Below are 20,127 nucleotides of genomic sequence, written 5' to 3' on the forward strand. Positions count from 1 at the left end.
CTTGAGCGACATCTTCTCCGGTGCATTCCCTGTACCTCACTGTTATTGCGAATTTCTGCGTAGCGGTGGGTGTTTACACCAATCCCCTCCATTTGTCGGATTGGATCACCCGCAGCGCAATTCTCGCTGCATACATCTCTCCTGACCTGAATCTTTGTTCGGCAGGGGAAAGGAACCCCCTTCGTGACTGATGTCAACCTCCGCGCCGCTGGCTCGGATCTTCCCCGTCTGAGTACCCTTCGCGTGTCCGAGCTTCAGGCTCTGGCCCTTGAACTGAAAATCCCCGGCGCTTCCAAACTTCGTAAAGGCGAACTTGTGGAGGCAATCCAAACGGCTCAGTCCGGCACGAGCGCCGCTGCTCCCGCCGACGCGCCGGTCGTTGAGGCTGCCCCTGTCGAGGCAGCCCCTGTCGAGGCTGCTCCCGAGATCGCACCGATCGAGAGCCTCGCCGAGGCACTCGAAACGGCCCCCCGCAAGCGTGCACCGCGTCGTGCCAGTACCGCGACCGCTGCTCCCGCCAAATCCCACGTCAATGCCGACGCCAGCACCGGATTCGGCATCATCCTGCCCGACGCTCCGGCGGCCGGCTCGCGCATCGCTCGTAACGCCCGCGGCGTTGTGACGTCCACCACCGTTGCTCCCGTAGTCGACGACGCTGCTCCCACCAGAGCGGATGCTGACAAGCCGGTTCGCCAGGCACGCAAGCGCGTGCAGGTCGCACCGGTGCTCCTCGATGACGCGGCCGCTGTGGTTGCCGACTCCGCTGATGCGCCAGCCGATGCACCCGTTGAGGTCGCGGCATCCACTCGCCGGCCGTCCCGGCGTGCGTCGTCGCAGCGCACCCCTGCTGTCGTACCGGATGAGACGCCCGCCGAGTCTGACGCTGTCGCCGATTCTGCAGAGGTCGCACCCGACGCGTCGGTCGAATCAACCGACGAGTTGAACGACCAGTCGAATGATCAGCAGAACGATTCCGGTGCGCCGCGTCAGGGCCGCAGCCGCAGCCGCGGTGGCGACCGTGCGCAGGGCGCCGACCGCAACCAGGGCGACCAGAACGCCCAGAATCAGAACGCCCAGAACGACCGCAACCAGAACGGCACCAACGACGAGGGAATGACGCGGGCGCAGAGCCAGCGTCAGGCTCGCAACGAGCGCAACCAGGAACGCAACCAGGAGCGCGCGCAGGCCCAGTCCGACCGTAACCAGGGTCAGAACGAGCGTGGCCAGGACCGCAATCAGGGTCAGAACGAGCGTGGCCAGGACCGCAATCAGGGTCAGAACGAGCGTGGCCAGGACCGCAATCAGGGTCAGAACGAGCGTGGCCAGGACCGCAATCAGGGTCAGAACGAGCGTGGCCAGGACCGCAATCAGGGTCAGAACGAGCGTGGCCAGGACCGCAATCAGGGTCAGAACGAGCGTGGCCAGGACCGCAATCAGGGTCAGAACGAGCGTGGCCAGGACCGCAATCAGGGTCAGAACGAGCGTGGCCAGGACCGCAATCAGGGTCAGAACGAGCGTGGCCAGGACCGCAATCAGGGTCAGAACGAGCGTGGCCAGGACCGCAATCAGGGTCAGAACGAGCGTGGCCAGGACCGCAATCAGGGTCAGAACGAGCGTGGCCAGGACCGCAATCAGGGTCAGAACGAGCGTGGCCAGGACCGCAATCAGGGTCAGAACGAGCGTGGCCAGGACCGCAATCAGGGTCAGAACGAGCGTGGCCAGGACCGCAATCAGGGTCAGAACGAGCGTGGCCAGGACCGCAATCAGGGTCAGAACGAGCGTGGCCAGGACCGCAATCAGGGTCAGAACGAGCGTGGCCAGGACCGCAATCAGGGCCAGAATGACCGCGGCCAGGACCGCAACCAGCTCGACGACGACCTGAACGGCCGCGGCAACCGCAACCGGTATCGTGACCGCAAGCGTCGCGGCCCGAACCAGGGCGATGACTTCGAACCCGAGGTCAACGACGACGACGTACTCATTCCCGTCGCCGGTATTCTCGACGTGCTCGACAATTACGCGTTCGTGCGCACGTCCGGTTACCTGCCGGGTGCGAGCGACGTGTACGTCTCGCTCGGCCAGGTCAAGAAGTACAACCTGCGCAAGGGTGACGCCGTCGTCGGCTCCATCCGTCAGCCGCACGAGGGCGACCAGTCCGGTCGTCAGAAGTACAACGCCATCGTCAAGGTCGACTCCATCAACGGCCAGACCGTTGAAGAGGCCGCGGCCCGCGTCGACTTCCACAAGCTGACCCCGCTGTACCCGACCGAGCGCCTGCGCCTCGAGACCGAGCCGGGCAAGCTCACGCAGCGCATCATCGACCTCGTCGCCCCGATCGGCAAGGGCCAGCGTGGCCTGATCGTCGCACCGCCGAAGGCCGGTAAGACCATCGTCATGCAGCAGATCGCGAACGCCATCGCCACCAACAACCCCGAGGTCCACCTCATGGTCGTACTGGTCGACGAGCGTCCCGAAGAGGTCACCGACATGCAGCGCACGGTCAAGGGTGAGGTCATCGCCTCCACCTTCGACCGCCCGGCCGAAGACCACACCGTTGTCGCTGAGCTCGCCATCGAGCGTGCCAAGCGTCTGGTCGAGCTGGGCCACGACGTCGTCGTGCTGCTCGACTCGATCACCCGCCTCGGCCGCGCCTACAACCTCGTGGCCCCGGCCTCTGGCCGCATCCTCTCTGGTGGCGTTGACGCATCCGCTCTGTACCCGCCGAAGCGTTTCTTCGGTGCGGCACGCAACATCGAGAATGGCGGCTCACTCACCATCCTCGCTTCCGCGCTGGTGGAGACCGGCTCCAAAATGGACGAGGTCATCTTCGAGGAGTTCAAGGGCACCGGCAATATGGAACTGCGCCTGTCGCGTCAGCTCGCTGACAAGCGAATCTTCCCGGCCGTCGATGTGAACGCCTCGGGCACCCGCCGTGAAGAAATGCTGATGAGCGCCGATGAAGTCAAGGTCACCTGGAAGCTGCGCCGCGCCCTCGCCGGGCTCGAACAGCAGCAGGCGCTTGAGCTCATCCTCGGCCGTCTCAAGGAGACCGCGTCGAACGTTGAATTCCTCATGCAGGTTCAGAAGTCGATGCCGACCCTGAACGGGTCAGACAAGGACAAGTAATGTTCGAATCCGTCCTCACGCTGCTGGCCGAGCACGACGACCTGCAGTCGCAGTTGGCGGATCCGGAGCTGCACGCGAATCCGGCCCGTTCGAAGAAGGTCAACCGGCGCTACGCCGAGTTGAGTCGCATCATCGCGGCGTACCACGAGTGGAAAGAGGTTGAAGACAACCTCGAGGCCGCTCGTGAGCTCGCCGACGAAGACGCTGCCTTCGCCGAAGAGATCCCGGAGCTCGTCGAACAGCTGGACGTCACGGCTGAAAAGCTGCGCCGTCTGCTGATCCCGCGCGACGAACTCGACGCCCGCGACGTGATCATGGAGATCAAGATGGGGGAGGGCGGCGCCGAATCGGCACTGTTCGCCGCCGATCTGCTGCGCATGTACCTGCACTACGCCGAGTCGAACCGCTGGAAAACCGAGATCATCGAGCAGACCTCGAGCGACCTCGGCGGTATCAAAGACATTCAGCTCGCCATCAAGGGCTTTTCGAGCGACCCGGCCGAAGGCGTGTGGGCGCACCTCAAGTACGAGGGGGGTGTGCACCGCGTTCAGCGCGTGCCGGCCACCGAGTCGCAGGGACGCATCCACACCTCAGCGGCCGGTGTGCTCGTCTTCCCCGAAGTCGACGAGCCCGAAGAGGTCGAGCTTCACCCGAACGACCTCAAGATCGACGTGTATCGGTCGAGCGGTCCTGGCGGGCAGTCGGTCAACACCACCGACTCTGCCGTGCGCATCACCCACCTTCCCACCGGAATCGTGGTGGCCATGCAGAACGAGAAGTCGCAGCTGCAGAACAAGGAAGCCGGCATGCGCGTGCTGCGCGCCCGCGTTCTGGCCCGTCAGCAGGAAGAGATCGATGCGGCAGCGTCGCTCGTGCGCAAGGGACAGATTCGTACGATGGACCGCTCAGAGCGCATCCGCACGTACAACTTTCCGGAGAACCGCATCGCCGATCACCGCACCGGTTACAAGGCGTATAACCTGGACGCCGTCATGAACGGAGCCCTCGGCCCCGTCATCGACTCCTGTATCCACGCCGACGAGGAAACCCGCCTGGCCGAGCTGGGCGACCCCGAGTAACCCCCACGTGGACGGGGCCCAGGCCCCGTCCACGGGCCCAGTTTATAAACTTGGCCCAGGGACGGGGCCCTGGCCCCGTCCGCAGTTTCGACCGACTAGAGGTAGTACTCGGGTTCGAGGGTGCCGCCGCGCGCGGACTCGACCGTAGCGGGGGTTTGCGGGCGAATCGTCGCCGGCACACCCACGAGCAGCGACCGCGGTGGAGCGCCCTTGGTCACTACGGCGTTGGAGCCGATCGTGCTCCAGGCACCGATCGTGATCGGGCCGAGAACCTTGGCGCCGGCCCCCACCGTGACACCGTCTTCCAGAAACGGATGCCGCCGCACACCGCGCGCATGCCCGTGACGGCTCTTGCCGCCCAGCGTCACCGCGTGGTACAACATGACATCGTCGCCGAGAATTGCCGTCTCACCGATCACGACGCCCATGCCGTGGTCGATGAACAACCGGCGGCCAATGGTCGCGCCCGGATGAATCTCAATCCCGGTCAGAAACCGGGTCACCTGGGACAGCAGACGAGCGGGCAGGTGCAGCCCGGCGCGCCATAACCGGTTAGCGACCCGATACGACCAGACCGCGTGCAGCCCACTGTAGGCCAGAAAAACCTCGGTGTTGCTGCGCGCGGCGGGGTCGTGGGTGCGCGCAGCCGCGATGTCTTCGCGGAGGCGCCGTAAGGGATTCATTGAAGGGCAGACAGCGTTCTCTTAGTCCAGCAGGTCTTCGTACAGCACCGTCGAAATGTACCGCTCGCCGAAGCCGGGAACAATCACGACGATGGTCTTGCCAGCGTTCTCGGGTAGTTTTGCCTGCTCGAGCGCAGCCCAGACAGCGGCGCCGCCGGAGATACCGCCGAGGATGCCCTCATCGGTGCCGAGTGAACGCGCCGTCGCGAGCGAGTCGGCCAGGGTCACATCGGTGATCGAGTCGTAGACCTCGCGGTTCAGGGTTTCCGGAACGAAGTTCGCGCCGAGGCCCTGAATTTTGTGCGGGCCGGGCTTTCCGCCGGTGAGAATGGGGGAGTCGATCGGCTCGACGCCGACAACCTTGAGGCCCGGCTTCTGGTCTTTGAGGTACCCGCCGGTGCCGGAAAGCGTTCCGCCGGTACCGATGCCCGCGACGAGAATGTCAACGGCACCCTCGGTGTCATTCCAGATTTCCGGGCCGGTCGTGGCGCGGTGGATGGCCGGGTTGGCCGGATTTGTGAACTGGCTGGCCAGAACCGCGCCCGGGGTGTTCGCGACGATCTCGGCGGCCTTCTCGACCGCGCCGCGCATGCCGTCGGCACCAGTCGTCAGCACAATTTCGGCGCCATAAGCGCGCATCATGACGCGGCGTTCCTTGCTCATAGTCTCCGGCATAGCCAGAATGACCGTGTAGCCGCGGGCGGCGCCGACCATAGCGAGGGCGATACCCGTGTTACCGCTGGTAGCTTCGACGATGGTTCCGCCCGGCTTCAGCGAGCCGTCCTTCTCGGCGGCGTTGATGATCGCGACGCCGATGCGGTCCTTGACACTGCTGGAGGGGTTGTAGAACTCGAGCTTCAAGAGCACGGTGGCGCCGAGGCCGGCGGTCAAACGGTTCAGCTTGACGAGGGGGGTCCCACCAACGGCTTCGGTGATGTCGGAATAGATCTTGGGCACGAGGGCAACTTTCATTCGGTTTTCATTCGGTGAAATTCGGTGTGAGGGCCGGCTCCAGCCTATGTCTCCCGGCCGAAAATCAGTTGGTGCGTTACATTTCACTACGTGCCTTCTTCAGATTCTGACTTGCCCCAGACCATCACTTCCTTGCGAAAACGAGCGATCAGCGTACTGACCGCAGCCGGCATCACCGACCCCGAGGTCGACGCCGACCTGCTGATCGGCCACGTGCTCGGCCAGAGCCGCGGCGAAGTGCAGGCCGGCAGCTTCCTGAATCGACCGGTTAGCCAAGCGGATGCCGCCACCATCATCGCCCTACTGGCCCGCCGCAGCGGGCGCGAACCCCTGCAACACATAACAGGGCGGGCCCCGTTCCGCTCCCTCTCCCTGAATGTGGGCCCCGGCGTGTTCGTGCCGAGACCCGAAACCGAGCAGGTCGCCCAGTTCGCCATCGACGCCCTGCGTTCCATGCCCGATCCGGAGCCGATCGGCATCGACCTCGGCACCGGAAGCGGCGCGATCGCCCTGGCCCTGGCCACCGAGGTGCCGCACGCGCGCATCTTCGCGATCGAAAACTCGCCGGAAGCGTTCCCCTGGACCACCCGCAACTTCGACGAGATCGGCGCCGCCAACGCCACCCTCGCCTTCGGTGACCTCGCCGACGCGTTCGTCGAACTGGACGGCACGGTGGCCGTCGTCATCTCCAATCCGCCCTACATTCCAGCGGATGCTATTCCCCGCGACCCCGAGGTGCGCCTGTTCGACCCAGCCCAGGCCCTGTTCGGCGGCCCGGACGGACTCGACGTGGTGCACAGCGTGTCAGCAACTGGGCTGCGCCTGCTGCGCGCGGGGGGTGTGCTCGTGATCGAGCACGGCGAGCTGCAGGGCGCCGCGATCCGCCAGCTGCTGGCAGCCGACGGATGGCGTGCCCCGGCCACCCACCGCGACTACACCAGCCGGGACCGGGCCACGACAGCACTGCACCCTTAAACGGAACCCCGCCAGTCGGCGCATCCGCTCTTCACGACAGCACTGGGTTAGAATTGCCGGAAATGACACGCATCTACGATTGCACGAGCGACTCGACCACGGACGAATCCACCACGAGCGAAAACTACAGCGCGCATATCGCTCTGGCGCGCACGGCCATCGGTCGCGGGGCGCTCGTCGTCATCCCCACCGACACGGTCTACGGAGTGGCCGCTGACGCGTTCAACGCTGAAGCCGTTCAGCTGCTCCTCGACGCGAAGGGCCGCAGCCGGCAGTCGCCGCCACCGGTTCTCATTCCCGGAATTCCCACCCTCGACGCCCTCGCCGTCGACGTGCCGCAGCCGGTCCGCGACCTGGTCGCAGCGTTCTGGCCCGGCGGACTCACTGTCATCGTCAACGCCCAGCCCTCGCTGGTCTGGGATCTCGGCGAAACCCGCGGCACGGTGGCACTGCGCATGCCGAGCAACCAAGTTGCACTCGATCTGCTCGCCGAAACCGGCCCGCTCGCCGTTTCCAGCGCCAACCTGAGCGGGATGCCGGCCACCACCGACGCCCAGGCTGCTGAAGCGGCCCTCGGCGAGAGCGTCGACGTGTACCTCGACGGCGGCACCGCCGGCAGTACCTATGAGAGCGTGTTTGGTCAGACCGGCGACGGCTCATCGACGATCGTGGACGCCACCGGTTTCGAGACCAACGGCGGTTTTCTGCACATCGTGCGTAGCGGCGTCATCTCCCGCGACGCGATCGTGGCCGTCGTGGGCGATGTGCTCGCTGCCGCGCCGGCCGTTCCCGGGTTCCCGGCGATCTCGGCCGAAGCGGAAGCGACACCCACCCTCGCCGCCCCATCTCAGGACGAAACGGATGCCGACCGGTAGCCCATGACTCTTTTCCTCCTGCTCGCGCTCGTTTCGGCGATCGTCACCTTCGTGCTGTCGATCGTGGTCTACAAACTCAGCCACAAGTACCGCCTGTACCCGAAGATTCGCGAACGCGACGTGCACACCCGGCCCACTCCGCGCCTCGGCGGTATCGCCATGTTCCTTGGCATCGTCATCGCCTTTGGCGTGGCCTACCTCGCTGCGGGGGCCTTCGCGCCCCTGCGACTTGTCTTCGCTGACCCGCAGCAGATTTTAGCTATTCTCGGTGCTGCCCTGCTGATCGTGCTGGTCGGCGTCGCCGACGACATCTGGGACCTCGACTGGATGACCAAACTCGCCGGCCAGTTCATCGCTGCCGGCCTCGTGGCCTGGCAGGGCGTTCAGATTTACTCTCTACCGATTGGCGGTCTGACGGTTTGGAGCGGCTGGACGTCGATCGTTGTCACGGTCGTCGCCATCGTCGTGGTCATGAACATGATCAACTTCATCGACGGGCTCGACGGCCTGGTCACCGGTGTCGCCCTCATCGCTAACGGGGTGTTCTTTCTCTACAGTTATCTGCTCGTGCGCGACACCTCACCGACCAACTACTTCAACCTGGCATCGCTGATCGCCGCCATTCTGGTCGGCGCCTGCGTGGGGTTCCTCCCGCTGAACTGGCATCCGGCCAAGATGTTCATGGGTGATGCCGGCGCGCTGCTGGTGGGCCTGTTGATGGCGACCAGCGCGATCGCGATCACTGGTCAGATCGACCCGACGGCTACCAGCCGCTCGCAGCTGTTCCCGGCCTTCATCCCCATCCTGCTGCCGGTAGCGATCATGATCATTCCACTGCTCGACTTTGGGCTCGCGGTCATCCGCCGGGTGCACGCCGGTAAATCGCCGTTCAGCGCCGACCGAAAACACCTGCACCACCGGCTGCTCGATATGGGGCACTCCCACCTGCACGCCGTTCTGATCTTCTATGGGTGGACGGCCGCAGCATCCATTGGCTGCCTGCTGTATTACATACTGCCGGTCTACTTCGGTCTGCCGACCTGGTACGCGACCATCTTTCTGGTGACGTCGCTGCTCATCTGCACCATCGTCACGCTCGCACCGCTCGGCCGCCGCAAGACCGGGGAATGGCTTAGCCAGTCCGCACCAGTGCAGTTGGCAGTACTGGACGAGCTCGACCCACTCGACGAGGCCGCCCAAGTCCAGCCCGCCCCAGCCACACCAGAACCACACACGACACGAGCGACCGCCATTGTGGCGGCGCCTGCCGAGGAGAACGTATGAGCACCAACGACACCGTCCGCACTCAGCCCACATCGATCCCGGTGCTGCGCCGCATCCTGATTTACGGGGGCTGGGTCGCCCTGGCAATCGCTGTTGTCGGATCGGTTATCGGCTACCTCGTCGACGGCGGTACCGGTGTGCTCAGCGCGCTGATCGGTACGGCCATGTCGGTCGCGTTCATGGGTATCACGGCTGGCAGCATTCTGCTGGCCAATCGGGTCGCCGGCAACGAGTCCGCCATCGGTGGCTTCTTCGGCATCATCATGGGCGGCTGGCTGCTCAAGTTCGTGGTGTTCCTCGTGCTGCTGGTCGTGCTGCAGGACCGCGAGTGGATCCAGCCGATGGTGCTGTTCTTCTGCATTATTGCCGGGGTTGTCGGGTCGCTCGTCGTCGACGCCGTCGTCGTCATGAAGAGCCGGATGCCCTACGCCAGCGACGCCACCTTGCCCCCGGCCCCGGTCGACGAGTAACCCTACGACCCATCTGCCCACGGATCCCGCTCACGATTCGGCTCAGCGCCTGATCTTTGCTAGAGTAAACAGCGATCCCACCCCGGTTTGCACATGCTTTACAGCGTCGTAAACCTGCCCATATTCGTCGATGCGCGAGCAGAGCTCACCGCCCCGAAACAGGAGAAAGCGCTGCTAGAAATCGCCGTAAACCTGATGGTCCCGTCTGCCACCGGCGACGGTGAATTTCACGGTCCCTCCATCAATGAGTTCTTCCCCGATGTAATTTTCTTTGCGGATACTCCGTTCGAGATCAACCGCATCATTCTGATTCGTTTCCTCGCGGTCGCGGTTTTGATGCTGGTCTTCTGGCTCGGCACCCGCCGCATGAAGATCATTCCGACCCGCGGCCAGAGCCTGGCCGAAATGGGACTCGACTTCGTTCGCGTCAACATCGCCGAAGACCTGCTCGGAAAGAAAGACGGCAAGCGTTTTCTGCCGCTTCTGACGACCATCTTTTTCATGGTGTTATTCATGAACATCACCGGAATCATTCCGTTCCTGAATATTGCCGGAACCTCGGTGATCGGAGTGCCGCTGCTTCTCGGTGTCATCTCCTACGGAACGTTCATCTACGCCGGCGTCAAGAAGAGTCCAGCGAAGTTCTTCCGCAACTCGCTCTTCCCGCCCGGAGTGCCCAAGGGCCTATACCTCATCGTGACGCCGATCGAATTTATCTCGACGTTCCTGGTGCGACCGGTCACCCTGACGCTCCGACTGATGATGAACATGATCGTCGGGCACCTCCTGCTCGTGCTGTTCTTCAGCGCCACCCAGTTTTTCTTCTTCACTGCGGATGGCGGGTTCAAGCTCTTCGGCGCTGGCACCCTCGTCTTCGGCTTCGCCTTCACGCTCTTCGAAGTGCTGATCGCCGTCCTCCAGGCTTACATTTTCGCCCTACTCACCGCCGTCTACATCCAGCTCGCGCTGGCTGAGGAACACTAGACACTTTAGGAATCCGGCATTCGCCGCATTCACCACTACGGAAGGAAACACACGTGGACGCAACAACCGTTCTCGCGGAAATCAGCGGAAACATCGCGACCGTCGGTTATGGCCTCGCAGCCATCGGCCCGGCAATCGGTGTAGGTATCGTCGTTGGCAAGACCATCGAGGGTGTCGCTCGTCAGCCTGAGCTGGCCGGCCGACTGCAGGTACTGATGTACATCGGTATCGCCTTCACCGAGGCACTCGCCTTCATCGGCATCGCCACCTACTTCATTTTCACCGGCGTCTAAACCTCTTCACTAACTAGTTAGGAGGCATGATGCTTCACGCAGTAATTGCAGCCGCGACCGAAGAAGCGGCAAAGAACCCGCTCATCCCTGAGTGGTACGACATCATCTGGTCGGCGGTCTGCTTTGTCGTGATTTTGTTCTTCTTCTGGAAGCTTGTGCTGCCCAGAATGCAGAAGCTTCTTGACGACCGTGCAGAAGCCATCGAGGGCAACATCGCCAAGGCCGACGACGCCCAGCGCAAGGCTGAAGCTGCACTCGCGGCGTACACAGCCCAGCTGGCTGACGCCCGTGCCGAAGCCGGTGCCATTCGTGATCAGGCCCGCACCGACGGCCAGCGCATCGTCGCTGAGCACAAGGAGCAGGCTGCGGCCGAGGCCGGTCGCATCGCGGCCAGTGCCAAGACGCAGATCGAAGCCGAACGCCAGGCCGCCGTCGTCTCGCTTCGCAGTGAGGTCGGCACCCTTGCCATTGACCTCGCTTCGGGCGTCATCGGTGAAAGCCTGTCCGACGACGCAAAGGCCAGCGCCATCGTCGATCGTTTCCTGGCAGAACTCGAAGCCAGCGAAGCACCAGCAGCAGGAAAGATCTAGCAAATGGGAAGCGCCACCAGAGAAGCACTCGCCACGTCGAGGGCGGCCCTGTCCGTCCCGGGCGGCACGACTGATCTGGCGACGGGCGAAAGCCTGTTCGGCGCCGGTCGAGTAATCGGGTCGTCGTCCCAGCTGTTGTCAGCACTCGGCGACGCCTCAGCGGATGCTGCGGCCAAGGTCACCCTCGTACGCGCCGTTTTCGGTGCCAACGTGACGCCTCGGGCACTCGACCTGCTCGCAGCGGCCGTCTCCGAACGCTGGTCCAGCCACGACGACCTGCTCGCCGGGATCGAAGAACTGGGCCTACGGGCATCCGCCCTCTCTACTCCGGCCGGAACGTCGATCGGGGGCGAGCTCTTCGCCTTCGGTAAGACGGTGTCCTCGGACGCTGAGCTGGAGCTGGCCCTGGCCAGCAAGCTCGGCAAGCCTGGCGCCAAGGCAGCCCTGGTCGAAAAGCTGCTGGAAGGTAAAGTCTCCGGTCAGACGCTCGCCATTGTTCGTCACCTGGTGCAGCAGCCTCGCGGCCGCCGCATCGGCGAACTGCTGCGACACGCAGCAGCAGTCGTCGCGGACGAGTCCGGCACGTCGATCGCCACCATCACGTCGGCGAGCGTTCTCACGGCCGATCAGCTCGCTCGCTTGCAGAAGAACCTCCAGTTGCGTCACGGACGAGCACTCACCATCAACCAGGTCGTTGACCCGGAATTGGTCGGCGGAGTGCGCGTGCAAATCGGCGACCTGGTCATCGATGGCAGCATTGCAACCCGCCTGGCAGATTTGAGACTCCAGCTCGCTCGCTGAGTCACCTCAGCAGCACCAAAAACCCAGCAGTACCAGATGACTCAGGGCGGCAGCGTCCTCGAACAGACAGAACCTGTACTTTCGTACAGAAAAGGGAAGATGATGGCAGAACTAACGATCAGCCCCGATGAGATCCGTGGCGCTCTCCAGGACTTCGTGAAGTCCTACGAGCCGAACAAAACATCAACGACCGAGGTCGGCTACGTCACCACGGCCGGCGACGGTATCGCCCACGTTGAGGGCTTGCCCGGCGTGATGGCGAACGAGCTCATCAAATTCGCCGATGGCACCCTGGGCCTGGCCCAGAACCTCGACGAAGACGAGATCGGCGTCGTCGTACTCGGCGAGTTCGGCGGCATCGTTGAGGGCATGGAGGTGCACCGCACCGGCGAGGTTCTCTCTGTTCCGGTCGGCGACGGCTACCTCGGCCGTGTTGTCGATCCGCTCGGCGCCCCCATCGACGGACTCGGCGACATTGCGACCGAAGGCCGTCGTGCCCTCGAGCTGCAGGCCCCCGGCGTCATGAGCCGCAAGTCGGTTCATGAGCCGATGCAGACCGGCATCAAGGCCATCGACGCCATGATCCCGATCGGCCGCGGCCAGCGTCAGCTGATCATCGGTGACCGCCAGACCGGCAAGACCGCGATCGCCATCGACACCATCATCAACCAGAAGGCCAACTGGGAGTCCGGCGACAGCAACAAGCAGGTTCGTTGCATCTATGTCGCCATCGGCCAGAAGGGCTCCACCATCGCCTCGGTGAAGGGTGCGCTCGAGGATGCCGGAGCGATGGAGTACACCACCATCGTCGCCGCTCCCGCCTCTGACCCGGCCGGCTTCAAGTACCTGGCCCCGTACACCGGCTCGGCCATCGGCCAGCACTGGATGTACGCCGGCAAGCACGTTCTCATCGTCTTCGATGACCTGTCCAAGCAGGCCGAGGCCTACCGTGCCGTGTCGCTGCTGCTGCGTCGTCCGCCGGGACGCGAAGCGTACCCGGGAGACGTGTTCTACCTGCACTCCCGTCTGCTCGAGCGTTGTGCCAAGCTGTCCGACGAGCTCGGCGCCGGATCAATGACCGGTCTCCCGATCATCGAGACTAAGGCGAACGACGTTGCCGCGTACATCCCCACCAACGTGATCTCGATCACCGACGGCCAGATCTTCCTGCAGTCCGACCTGTTCAACGCCAACCAGCGTCCGGCAGTCGACGTCGGCATCTCGGTCTCCCGTGTCGGTGGCGACGCTCAGGTCAAGTCGATCAAGAAGGTCTCCGGAACGCTCAAGCTCGAGCTGGCCCAGTACCGTTCGCTCGAAGCCTTCGCCATGTTTGCCTCCGACCTTGACGCGGCCAGCCGTCGTCAGCTCGCCCGCGGCGCCCGCCTCACCGAACTGCTGCGCCAGCCGCAGTACTCGCCGTACCCCGTTGAGGACCAGGTCGTCTCGATCTGGGCCGGCATCAACGGCAAGCTCGACGAGGTTCCGGTTCCCGACGTGCTGCGCTTCGAACGCGAACTGCTTGACTTCCTCGGTCGCAACACCGAGGTTCTCAAGACCCTGCGCGAGACGAACGTTCTCTCCGACGAGACCGTCACCGCTCTCACGGCCGGTGTCGACAAGTTCAAGCTCGAGTTCCAGACCGGCGAGGGTAAGCCGCTCGCCTCGGTCAGCAAAGAAAAGTTTGAAGCCATCGCAGTTGAAGACGTCAACCAGGAAAAGATCGTCAAGCACCGCCGCTAGTCGATACGACTTGCAGCAACTGACGACGCCAAACTGAAAGACAAGGAAGCAGACACATGGGAGCGCAACTTCGGGTCTACCGGCAGAAGATCAAGTCTGCCCAGACGACCAAGAAGATCACTCGGGCCATGGAGCTGATCTCCGCCTCGCGCATCCAGAAAGCGCAGGCGCGAGTCGCTGCGTCAACCCCGTATTCGCGAGCGGTCACCCGCGCCGTATCGGCCGTGGCCACGTACTCCAACGTGGAACACGTGCTCACAACCGAGCCGGAGACGATCAGCCGTGCTGCGGTGGTCATCTTCGCTTCGGACCGTGGCCTGGCGGGTGCCTTCAGCTCCCAGGTGTTGCGTGAGGCAGAGTCGCTCAGCGAACTGCTGCGCAGCCAGGGCAAGGACATCGTCTACTTCCTGGTCGGCCGTAAGGCCATCGCCTACTTCAGCTTTCGGGGCCGCGCGTCGGAGCGAATCTGGACCGGCGGCACCGACCAGCCGCAGTTCGAGACTGCCAAGGAAATCGGTGAGGCCCTGCTGGAATCGTTCCTGCGGGACGCTTCCGACGGCGGCGTCGACGAGATTCACATCGTTTACAACCGTTTCGTGAGCATGGTCACCCAGGTGCCAGAGGTCGTTCGACTGTTGCCCCTCGAAGTTGTCGAGGGTGTGGAAGAACCAGGCGACAACAAGGTTCTTCCGCTCTACGAGTTCGAGCCCGACGTCGAAACGGTTTTGGACAGCCTCCTCCCGGTGTACATCGAGAGTCGCCTGTTCAACGCGATGCTGCAGTCGGCGGCATCTGAACATGCAAGCCGCCAGAAGGCAATGAAGTCGGCCAGCGACAACGCCGACAAGCTGATCACGGACTACACCCGCCTGTCCAACAACGCGCGGCAATCCGAGATCACCCAGCAGATTTCCGAGATCGTGGGTGGAGCCGATGCGCTCTCATCCGCCAAGAAGTAACCAGAGAAGAGAGAGCAATGACTGACACCGCAACCGCGCCAGTCCGCGCGGAGGATACGGCCGGTTCTGTTGGCCGCATCGCCCGTGTCACGGGCCCCGTTGTCGACATCGAGTTTCCGCACGACTCGATCCCCGGCATCTACAACGCCCTGAAGACCACGATCACCATCGGCGACGAGTCGAACGAGATCACCCTCGAGGTTGCCCTGCACCTCGGTGACGACCTGGTTCGTGCCATCGCGCTCAACCCGACCGACGGACTTGTCCGCGGCCAGGAAGTGCGCGACACCGGCAGCCCCATCACGGTGCCGGTTGGAAACGTCACGAAGGGCAAGGTCTTCAACGTCATCGGCGATGTCCTCAACGCCAAGCCGGGCGAGAAGATCGAGATCACCGAGCGCTGGCCCATCCACCGCAAGCCGCCGGCCTTCGACCAGCTCGAGTCCAAGACTCAACTGTTCGAAACCGGCATCAAGGTCATCGACCTTCTCACGCCGTACGTTCTCGGTGGAAAGATCGGCCTGTTCGGTGGTGCCGGCGTCGGCAAGACCGTACTCATCCAGGAAATGATCCAGCGTGTTGCGCAGGACCACGGTGGAGTATCAGTGTTCGCCGGCGTTGGCGAACGTACCCGTGAGGGCAACGACCTCATCGCCGAGATGGAGGAAGCCGGCGTCTTCGACAAGACCGCCCTGGTCTTCGGCCAGATGGACGAGCCGCCGGGAACGCGTCTGCGTGTCGCGCTCTCCGCCCTCACCATGGCTGAGTACTTCCGCGACGTGGAGAAGCAAGACGTGTTGCTCTTCATCGACAACATCTTCCGCTTCACCCAGGCCGGTTCCGAGGTGTCGACCCTGCTGGGCCGGATGCCTTCCGCAGTGGGCTACCAGCCGAACCTGGCCGACGAGATGGGCATCCTGCAGGAGCGCATCACCTCGACCCGTGGCCACTCGATCACCTCGCTTCAGGCGATCTACGTTCCCGCCGACGACTACACCGACCCGGCACCGGCGACCACCTTCGCCCACCTCGACGCGACCACCGAGCTGTCTCGTGAAATCGCGTCGAAGGGCCTGTACCCGGCCGTCGACCCGCTCACCTCGACCAGCCGTATCCTCGACCCCCGCTACCTGGGTGCCGATCACTACAACACGGCCGTACGCGTCAAGGCGATTCTGCAGAAGAACAAGGAACTCCAGGAGATCATCGCGATCCTCGGTGTTGACGAGCTCTCTGAAGAAGACAAGGTCACAGTTTCGCGTGCCCGTCGTATTCAGCAGTTCCTCTCCCAGAACACCTACATGGCGAAGAAGTTCACCGGTGTCGAGGGTTCCACTGTTCCGCTCAAGGACACCATTGAATCGTTCACGGCAATCGCCAACGGTGACTTCGACCACGTAGCTGAGCAGGCTTTCTTCAACGTCGGTGGCATCAACGACGTCGAAGAGAAGTGGGCTCAGATTCAGAAGGAGAACGACTAAGCATGGCGAAGTCGCTGTCCGTCAGCGTTGTCTCGGCCGACCACCAGGTGTGGACGGGCGAGGCGACGATGGTTGTCGCCAAGACCGTCGAGGGCGAGATTGGCATCCTGGCCGGTCACGAACCGATGTTGGCGATCCTGGCCGTGGGTGACGTTCGTCTCACCCTGCCTGATGGCTCCAAAGTTCTGGCCCAGGCCGAGGATGGATTCCTGTCGGTCGACAACGACATGGTCACCATCGTGGCGCGCAAGGCTGAACTCGTGGGTTCCAAATAACCCGTCTGAACCACCAGTGCTGATACTGCTTCCGCCGTCGGAGACGAAACGCTCCGGCGGCGAAGCTGTACCCCTGGACTGGACCACACTCGCTTATCCGGCCCTGACGGTGAAACGTCGGGTGCTCGCGCGGGCGCTGGTCTCCCTGGCGCGGCATCCCGAGGACGCCCGTGCCGCCCTCAAGCTGGGCCGCACCCAGCTGTTCGAAATCGACCGCAACCGCGAGCTGCTGACGTCTCCGACGCTTCCCGTCATCGACCGCTACACCGGCGTGCTCTTCGACGGGCTGGATGCTGCCACCCTGTCGGCTGCGCAGCGCCAGTTCGCGCACGCCCACCTGGTCGTACACTCCGCACTGCTCGGCCCGCTCGCCGCCCTCGACCCCATTCCGGCGTACCGGCTGTCGCACGATTCACGAGTGCCGAACGTGACCCTGGCCAGCCACACGCTCAAACAGCACTGGAGTGCCGCGGTGGCGACGCTCCTCAGCCAGACCGACGGACTGCTGCTCGACCTGCGATCCGAGGCCTATGTGGCGCTAGGAGCGAAGCCCGTGCGGCCGGATTCGCTGTACCTGCGGGTGGTCGCCGATTCCGAAGACGGGCAGAAGCGTGCCCTGAACCACTTCAACAAGAAATCCAAGGGCGAATTCACGCGCGCCCTGCTTCAACACGAACACGAGTTCACGACGGCGAGCGAACTGATCGACTGGGCCCAATCGGTCGGAATTCGCCTCGGTCAGGGCGCACCCGGCGAACTGGAGCTCGTCGTTGAACAACACCTCGCTGCGGCCGGCCGGCCGGCCGCATCCACGATCTATTCTGGGGTTAGGCTGGGCGCGTGAGTACAGACGCCAGCACCTTTTCCCCAGCGGTCAACGTTCCCATTCTTCGGCAACCGGTTAATGTCACCGTCACCGGTGCCGGCGGACAGATTGGCTATGCGCTGTTGTTTCGCATTGCCGCTGGCGCCTTGCTGGGACCGACGACGCCGATCCGCCTCACCCTGCTGGAAATACCCCAGGGGCTGAAAGCCGCGGAGGGCACCGCGCTCGAACTCGAGGACTGTGCCTTCGGCCTGCTGCGCGGGGTAACGGTCACCGATGACCCCACGGTGGCGTTCGACGGAGTAAACATTGCGCTTCTGGTCGGCTCCCGCCCGCGAGGACCTGGCATGGAACGTGCCGACCTGCTGGGCGCCAACGGTCGCATCTTCGGGCCGCAGGGTGCGGCCATCAACGCCGGCGCCGCCGACGACGTGCGCGTGCTCGTGGTGGGCAACCCCGCCAATACGAATGCCCTCATCGCGGCCGCACACGCGCCCGACGTGCCGAGTGACCGCTTCACCGCCATGACCCGGCTCGACCACAACCGCGCCGTCGGGCAATTGGCCAACCACCTTGACGTGGCCGTCGGGGCGATTCACGGATTGACCGTGTGGGGAAACCACTCGGCGACTCAATACCCGGATGTCTTCCACGCGACCGCCCAGGGTCGAGCGGTGAGTGAGCTGGTCGACGAGCAGTGGCTCGCGGAGACGTTCATTCCGCGCGTCGCCCAGCGCGGGTCGGAGATCATCGCCGTGCGGGGCGGCTCCTCGGTCGCCTCCGCCGCCAACGCGGCCATCGACCACGTCGGAGACTGGGTCACCGGCCGCGGCACGGATTGGACCAGCGCCGGGGTAGTCTCAGACGGCTCGTACGACGTTCCGCCCGGACTGGTCTGCTCGTTTCCGGTGCGCTCCGTTGATGGGCAGTGGCGCATCGTGACCGGGCTGCAACAAGGCGAATTCTCCCGCAGTCGAATTGCGGCCTCTGTTGCCGAACTCGTGGAGGAACGCGACGCGGTACGGGCCCTCGGCCTGCTGCCAGTCGGCCGCCGCTGAAACCGCGGCTTCACTGGTCGGTTACCGGTGTGCGATGCCCTCGTGGCTGAGCAGCCAGGCCTTGGTCGGGATGCCCTCTCCTGCGCTGTAGCCGGTGATCTGGCCACTGGTCGCGAGCACTCGGTGGCAGCCGATGATGATCGGCACCGGATTCGCGCCAACGGCCCCACCGATGGCGCGGCCCGATCCGGGCCGTCCAATGTCGTTGCCGAGCGCACCATACGAGATGACATCGCCGAATGTGAGGCTGGCCAGCCTCGCCCAGACGCTGCGCTGAAATTCGGTGCCGCGGGTGAGGTGCACGGGCAGGTCGAACGTCTGCCGGGTTCCGGCGAAGTACTCGCCGAGCTGTTCGGCCGCCCGTTGCAATACCGGGGAGGGCTCCTCTGGGGTCGCGTCGAGCGGCAGCTGGCCGTCGGTTTCGATGGAAAGGGAAAGGATGCCCTCATCGTCGGCGGTGAGTTCGAGCCGGCCGATCGGGCTGGGGAGGCGGAGTAGGTGCGCGGGAGTGAGTGCAGTCGGGATGCTGTCCATGATTCGACTGTAGCTGCCACCCTCGGCGTCGCCTCGCGGGTTTCGGACATCGGTGCACAACCGCCGACTACCTTCTCCTGTGCAGGAGGTGGCTGCGCCCCTAGTCTGTAAGGATGGCTCAAATTGAATATCGCAGACTTGGCTCATCCGGATTGACCGTCTCGACGATCGGGCTCGGGTGCAACAATTTCGGGCGCACCGGAACCGCGTCAGAAACCCAGGACGGCACGACGGCGGTTATCGATGCTGCCTTCGAAGCCGGGGTGACGCTGTTCGACACCGCCGATATCTACGGTGCCGAGCGTGGCCTCAGCGAAACGCTCATGGGGCACTCGCTGCGCGGCAAGCGCGACCAGATCGTGCTCGCCTCGAAATTCGGCATGGATATGGGCGGCCTGAACGGTCCGGACTGGGGCGCGCGGGGCTCACGCCGGTACATCCGTTTGGCCGTCGAGGCATCGCTGCGTCGGCTGCAGACCGACTGGATCGACCTCTACCAGCTGCACGTTCCCGACTCGTCAACACCCATCGAAGAGACGCTGTCCACCCTGCACGACCTCATCACCGAGGGCAAGATCCGTTACATTGGTCACTCCAACCTGGCCGGGTGGCAGATCGCCGAGGCCGACTTCACCGCTCGCATGAACGGGCACCCAGCGTTCATTTCAAGCCAGAACGAATACAGTCTGCTCGTGCGCGATGTCGAAGACGAGGTATTGCCGGCGGTGAACGCCTTCGGTCTCGGGTTTCTGCCCTTCTTCCCGCTCTACAACGGCCTGTTCACCGGCAAATTCTCCCGCACGGGCGGGCCAGCCGACAGCCGCATCATGATGATCAGGCGCCATCTCGCCGACGATGCCCCGTGGGACGTGATCGAGCAGTATCAGGAATGGTGCGACGCGCGCGGCGTGACCATGCTGGCGGCGACGTTCGCCTGGCTTCTGGCCCAGCCCGGCCTGACCAGCGTTATCGCCGGCGCCACCAAACCCGAGCAGATTCGACAAAACTCGGACGCGGCGACGTCGTGGCAGCCGTCGGTCGATGAAGTTGCCTACATTTCAAACCTTTTCGCCTGAACGCAGCAGGTGAAGTCGGCGCACGAGTCGGTGTTTTCTGCGCAGA

At 63.9% G+C, this 20,127-nt stretch carries 20 protein-coding genes; 17 read left to right on the plus strand and 3 right to left on the minus strand.

What is annotated here, in order from left to right:
- The first annotated feature begins 183 nt into the window (after nt 1–183).
- Nucleotides 184–3,126: a transcription termination factor Rho gene (gene rho / locus CXY78_RS06770; protein WP_233206112.1), complete on the plus strand. Its 2,943-nt coding sequence runs from the start codon at nt 184–186 to the stop codon at nt 3,124–3,126.
- A complete protein-coding gene (gene prfA / locus CXY78_RS06775; protein ID WP_104088742.1) occupies nt 3,126–4,205 on the plus strand; it encodes a peptide chain release factor 1 in 1,080 nt (359 codons plus the stop codon). Before rho ends, prfA begins: the two co-directional genes overlap by 1 nt.
- A gap of 95 nt (nt 4,206–4,300) precedes the next feature.
- Here the strand turns inward: prfA and epsC are convergent, their stop codons facing one another.
- Both epsC and cysK read right to left on the minus strand, forming a co-directional pair.
- Nucleotides 4,301–4,888, minus strand: a complete 588-nt coding sequence (gene epsC / locus CXY78_RS06780) for a serine O-acetyltransferase EpsC (protein ID WP_092340860.1) — start codon at nt 4,886–4,888, stop codon at nt 4,301–4,303.
- Nucleotides 4,889–4,909: 21 nt separating this feature from the next.
- Nucleotides 4,910–5,860: a cysteine synthase A gene (gene cysK, locus CXY78_RS06785; RefSeq protein WP_104088744.1), complete on the minus strand. Its 951-nt coding sequence runs from the start codon at nt 5,858–5,860 to the stop codon at nt 4,910–4,912.
- Between the two features lie 111 nt (nt 5,861–5,971).
- Between cysK and prmC the strand changes: the two genes are divergently transcribed.
- From prmC to CXY78_RS06855, 14 genes are all read left to right on the plus strand, one after another.
- Nucleotides 5,972–6,835, plus strand: coding sequence for a peptide chain release factor N(5)-glutamine methyltransferase (gene prmC / locus CXY78_RS06790; protein ID WP_092341091.1), 864 nt, complete (start codon nt 5,972–5,974; stop codon nt 6,833–6,835).
- A gap of 62 nt (nt 6,836–6,897) precedes the next feature.
- Nucleotides 6,898–7,710 (plus strand): L-threonylcarbamoyladenylate synthase, encoded by an 813-nt coding sequence (locus CXY78_RS06795; protein WP_092340861.1) that lies wholly within the window; start codon nt 6,898–6,900, stop codon nt 7,708–7,710.
- Nucleotides 7,711–7,713: 3 nt separating this feature from the next.
- Nucleotides 7,714–8,994, plus strand: a complete 1,281-nt coding sequence (locus CXY78_RS06800; RefSeq protein ID WP_104088745.1) for an MraY family glycosyltransferase — start codon at nt 7,714–7,716, stop codon at nt 8,992–8,994.
- Nucleotides 8,991–9,464 (plus strand): hypothetical protein, encoded by a 474-nt coding sequence (locus CXY78_RS06805; protein ID WP_104088747.1) that lies wholly within the window; start codon nt 8,991–8,993, stop codon nt 9,462–9,464. The genes CXY78_RS06800 and CXY78_RS06805 overlap by 4 nt, the downstream gene beginning before the upstream one ends.
- Before the next feature lie 195 nt (nt 9,465–9,659).
- Nucleotides 9,660–10,448 carry a F0F1 ATP synthase subunit A gene (gene atpB, locus CXY78_RS06810; RefSeq protein ID WP_233197337.1) on the plus strand — a complete coding sequence of 263 codons (789 nt, stop codon included), beginning with the start codon at nt 9,660–9,662 and terminating at the stop codon, nt 10,446–10,448.
- Between the two features lie 53 nt (nt 10,449–10,501).
- Nucleotides 10,502–10,741 (plus strand): ATP synthase F0 subunit C, encoded by a 240-nt coding sequence (gene atpE / locus CXY78_RS06815; RefSeq protein WP_092340865.1) that lies wholly within the window; start codon nt 10,502–10,504, stop codon nt 10,739–10,741.
- Nucleotides 10,742–10,770: 29 nt separating this feature from the next.
- Nucleotides 10,771–11,331, plus strand: coding sequence for a F0F1 ATP synthase subunit B (locus tag CXY78_RS06820; protein ID WP_104088893.1), 561 nt, complete (start codon nt 10,771–10,773; stop codon nt 11,329–11,331).
- Nucleotides 11,332–11,334: 3 nt separating this feature from the next.
- Nucleotides 11,335–12,132 carry a F0F1 ATP synthase subunit delta gene (locus CXY78_RS06825; RefSeq protein WP_104088748.1) on the plus strand — a complete coding sequence of 266 codons (798 nt, stop codon included), beginning with the start codon at nt 11,335–11,337 and terminating at the stop codon, nt 12,130–12,132.
- Nucleotides 12,133–12,234: 102 nt separating this feature from the next.
- Nucleotides 12,235–13,872 carry a F0F1 ATP synthase subunit alpha gene (atpA, locus tag CXY78_RS06830; RefSeq protein WP_092341093.1) on the plus strand — a complete coding sequence of 546 codons (1,638 nt, stop codon included), beginning with the start codon at nt 12,235–12,237 and terminating at the stop codon, nt 13,870–13,872.
- Between the two features lie 56 nt (nt 13,873–13,928).
- The gene (locus tag CXY78_RS06835) at nt 13,929–14,831 is read left to right on the plus strand and encodes a F0F1 ATP synthase subunit gamma (RefSeq protein ID WP_092340867.1); all 903 of its coding nucleotides are present in this window, start codon (nt 13,929–13,931) and stop codon (nt 14,829–14,831) included.
- Between the two features lie 17 nt (nt 14,832–14,848).
- Nucleotides 14,849–16,312: a F0F1 ATP synthase subunit beta gene (gene atpD / locus CXY78_RS06840; protein ID WP_092340868.1), complete on the plus strand. Its 1,464-nt coding sequence runs from the start codon at nt 14,849–14,851 to the stop codon at nt 16,310–16,312.
- Nucleotides 16,313–16,314: 2 nt separating this feature from the next.
- The gene (locus CXY78_RS06845; RefSeq protein WP_092340869.1) at nt 16,315–16,587 is read left to right on the plus strand and encodes a F0F1 ATP synthase subunit epsilon; all 273 of its coding nucleotides are present in this window, start codon (nt 16,315–16,317) and stop codon (nt 16,585–16,587) included.
- A gap of 16 nt (nt 16,588–16,603) precedes the next feature.
- Nucleotides 16,604–17,431, plus strand: coding sequence for a YaaA family protein (locus CXY78_RS06850; RefSeq protein WP_104088750.1), 828 nt, complete (start codon nt 16,604–16,606; stop codon nt 17,429–17,431).
- Between the two features lie 41 nt (nt 17,432–17,472).
- Entirely contained in the window at nt 17,473–18,471 is a 999-nt protein-coding gene (locus CXY78_RS06855; RefSeq protein WP_092341094.1) for a malate dehydrogenase, read from the plus strand.
- A gap of 21 nt (nt 18,472–18,492) precedes the next feature.
- On the opposite strand, the gene CXY78_RS06860 is transcribed toward CXY78_RS06855, so the two are convergent.
- Nucleotides 18,493–19,005: a methylated-DNA--[protein]-cysteine S-methyltransferase gene (locus tag CXY78_RS06860; RefSeq protein WP_092340871.1), complete on the minus strand. Its 513-nt coding sequence runs from the start codon at nt 19,003–19,005 to the stop codon at nt 18,493–18,495.
- 113 nt (nt 19,006–19,118) lie between these two features.
- Between CXY78_RS06860 and CXY78_RS06865 the strand changes: the two genes are divergently transcribed.
- The gene (locus CXY78_RS06865; RefSeq protein WP_092340873.1) at nt 19,119–20,081 is read left to right on the plus strand and encodes an aldo/keto reductase; all 963 of its coding nucleotides are present in this window, start codon (nt 19,119–19,121) and stop codon (nt 20,079–20,081) included.
- Nucleotides 20,082–20,127 lie beyond the last annotated feature (46 nt).

It is taken from the genome of Cryobacterium sp. N19 (genome assembly GCF_002929595.1).
GTDB lineage: Bacteria > Actinomycetota > Actinomycetes > Actinomycetales > Microbacteriaceae > Cryobacterium > Cryobacterium flavum.

Coding starts and splice junctions, on each gene's coding strand:
- prfA (WP_104088742.1), top strand. CDS start 3,126: ATGTTCGAATCCGTCCTCACGCTGCTGGCCGAGCACGACGACCTGCAG.
- epsC (WP_092340860.1), bottom strand. CDS start 4,888: ATGAATCCCTTACGGCGCCTCCGCGAAGACATCGCGGCTGCGCGCACC.
- cysK (WP_104088744.1), bottom strand. CDS start 5,860: ATGAAAGTTGCCCTCGTGCCCAAGATCTATTCCGACATCACCGAAGCC.
- CXY78_RS06795 (WP_092340861.1), top strand. CDS start 6,898: ATGACACGCATCTACGATTGCACGAGCGACTCGACCACGGACGAATCC.
- CXY78_RS06800 (WP_104088745.1), top strand. CDS start 7,714: ATGACTCTTTTCCTCCTGCTCGCGCTCGTTTCGGCGATCGTCACCTTC.
- CXY78_RS06805 (WP_104088747.1), top strand. CDS start 8,991: ATGAGCACCAACGACACCGTCCGCACTCAGCCCACATCGATCCCGGTG.
- atpB (WP_233197337.1), top strand. CDS start 9,660: ATGGTCCCGTCTGCCACCGGCGACGGTGAATTTCACGGTCCCTCCATC.
- CXY78_RS06820 (WP_104088893.1), top strand. CDS start 10,771: ATGCTTCACGCAGTAATTGCAGCCGCGACCGAAGAAGCGGCAAAGAAC.
- CXY78_RS06825 (WP_104088748.1), top strand. CDS start 11,335: ATGGGAAGCGCCACCAGAGAAGCACTCGCCACGTCGAGGGCGGCCCTG.
- atpA (WP_092341093.1), top strand. CDS start 12,235: ATGGCAGAACTAACGATCAGCCCCGATGAGATCCGTGGCGCTCTCCAG.
- CXY78_RS06835 (WP_092340867.1), top strand. CDS start 13,929: ATGGGAGCGCAACTTCGGGTCTACCGGCAGAAGATCAAGTCTGCCCAG.
- atpD (WP_092340868.1), top strand. CDS start 14,849: ATGACTGACACCGCAACCGCGCCAGTCCGCGCGGAGGATACGGCCGGT.
- CXY78_RS06845 (WP_092340869.1), top strand. CDS start 16,315: ATGGCGAAGTCGCTGTCCGTCAGCGTTGTCTCGGCCGACCACCAGGTG.
- CXY78_RS06860 (WP_092340871.1), bottom strand. CDS start 19,005: ATGGACAGCATCCCGACTGCACTCACTCCCGCGCACCTACTCCGCCTC.
- CXY78_RS06865 (WP_092340873.1), top strand. CDS start 19,119: ATGGCTCAAATTGAATATCGCAGACTTGGCTCATCCGGATTGACCGTC.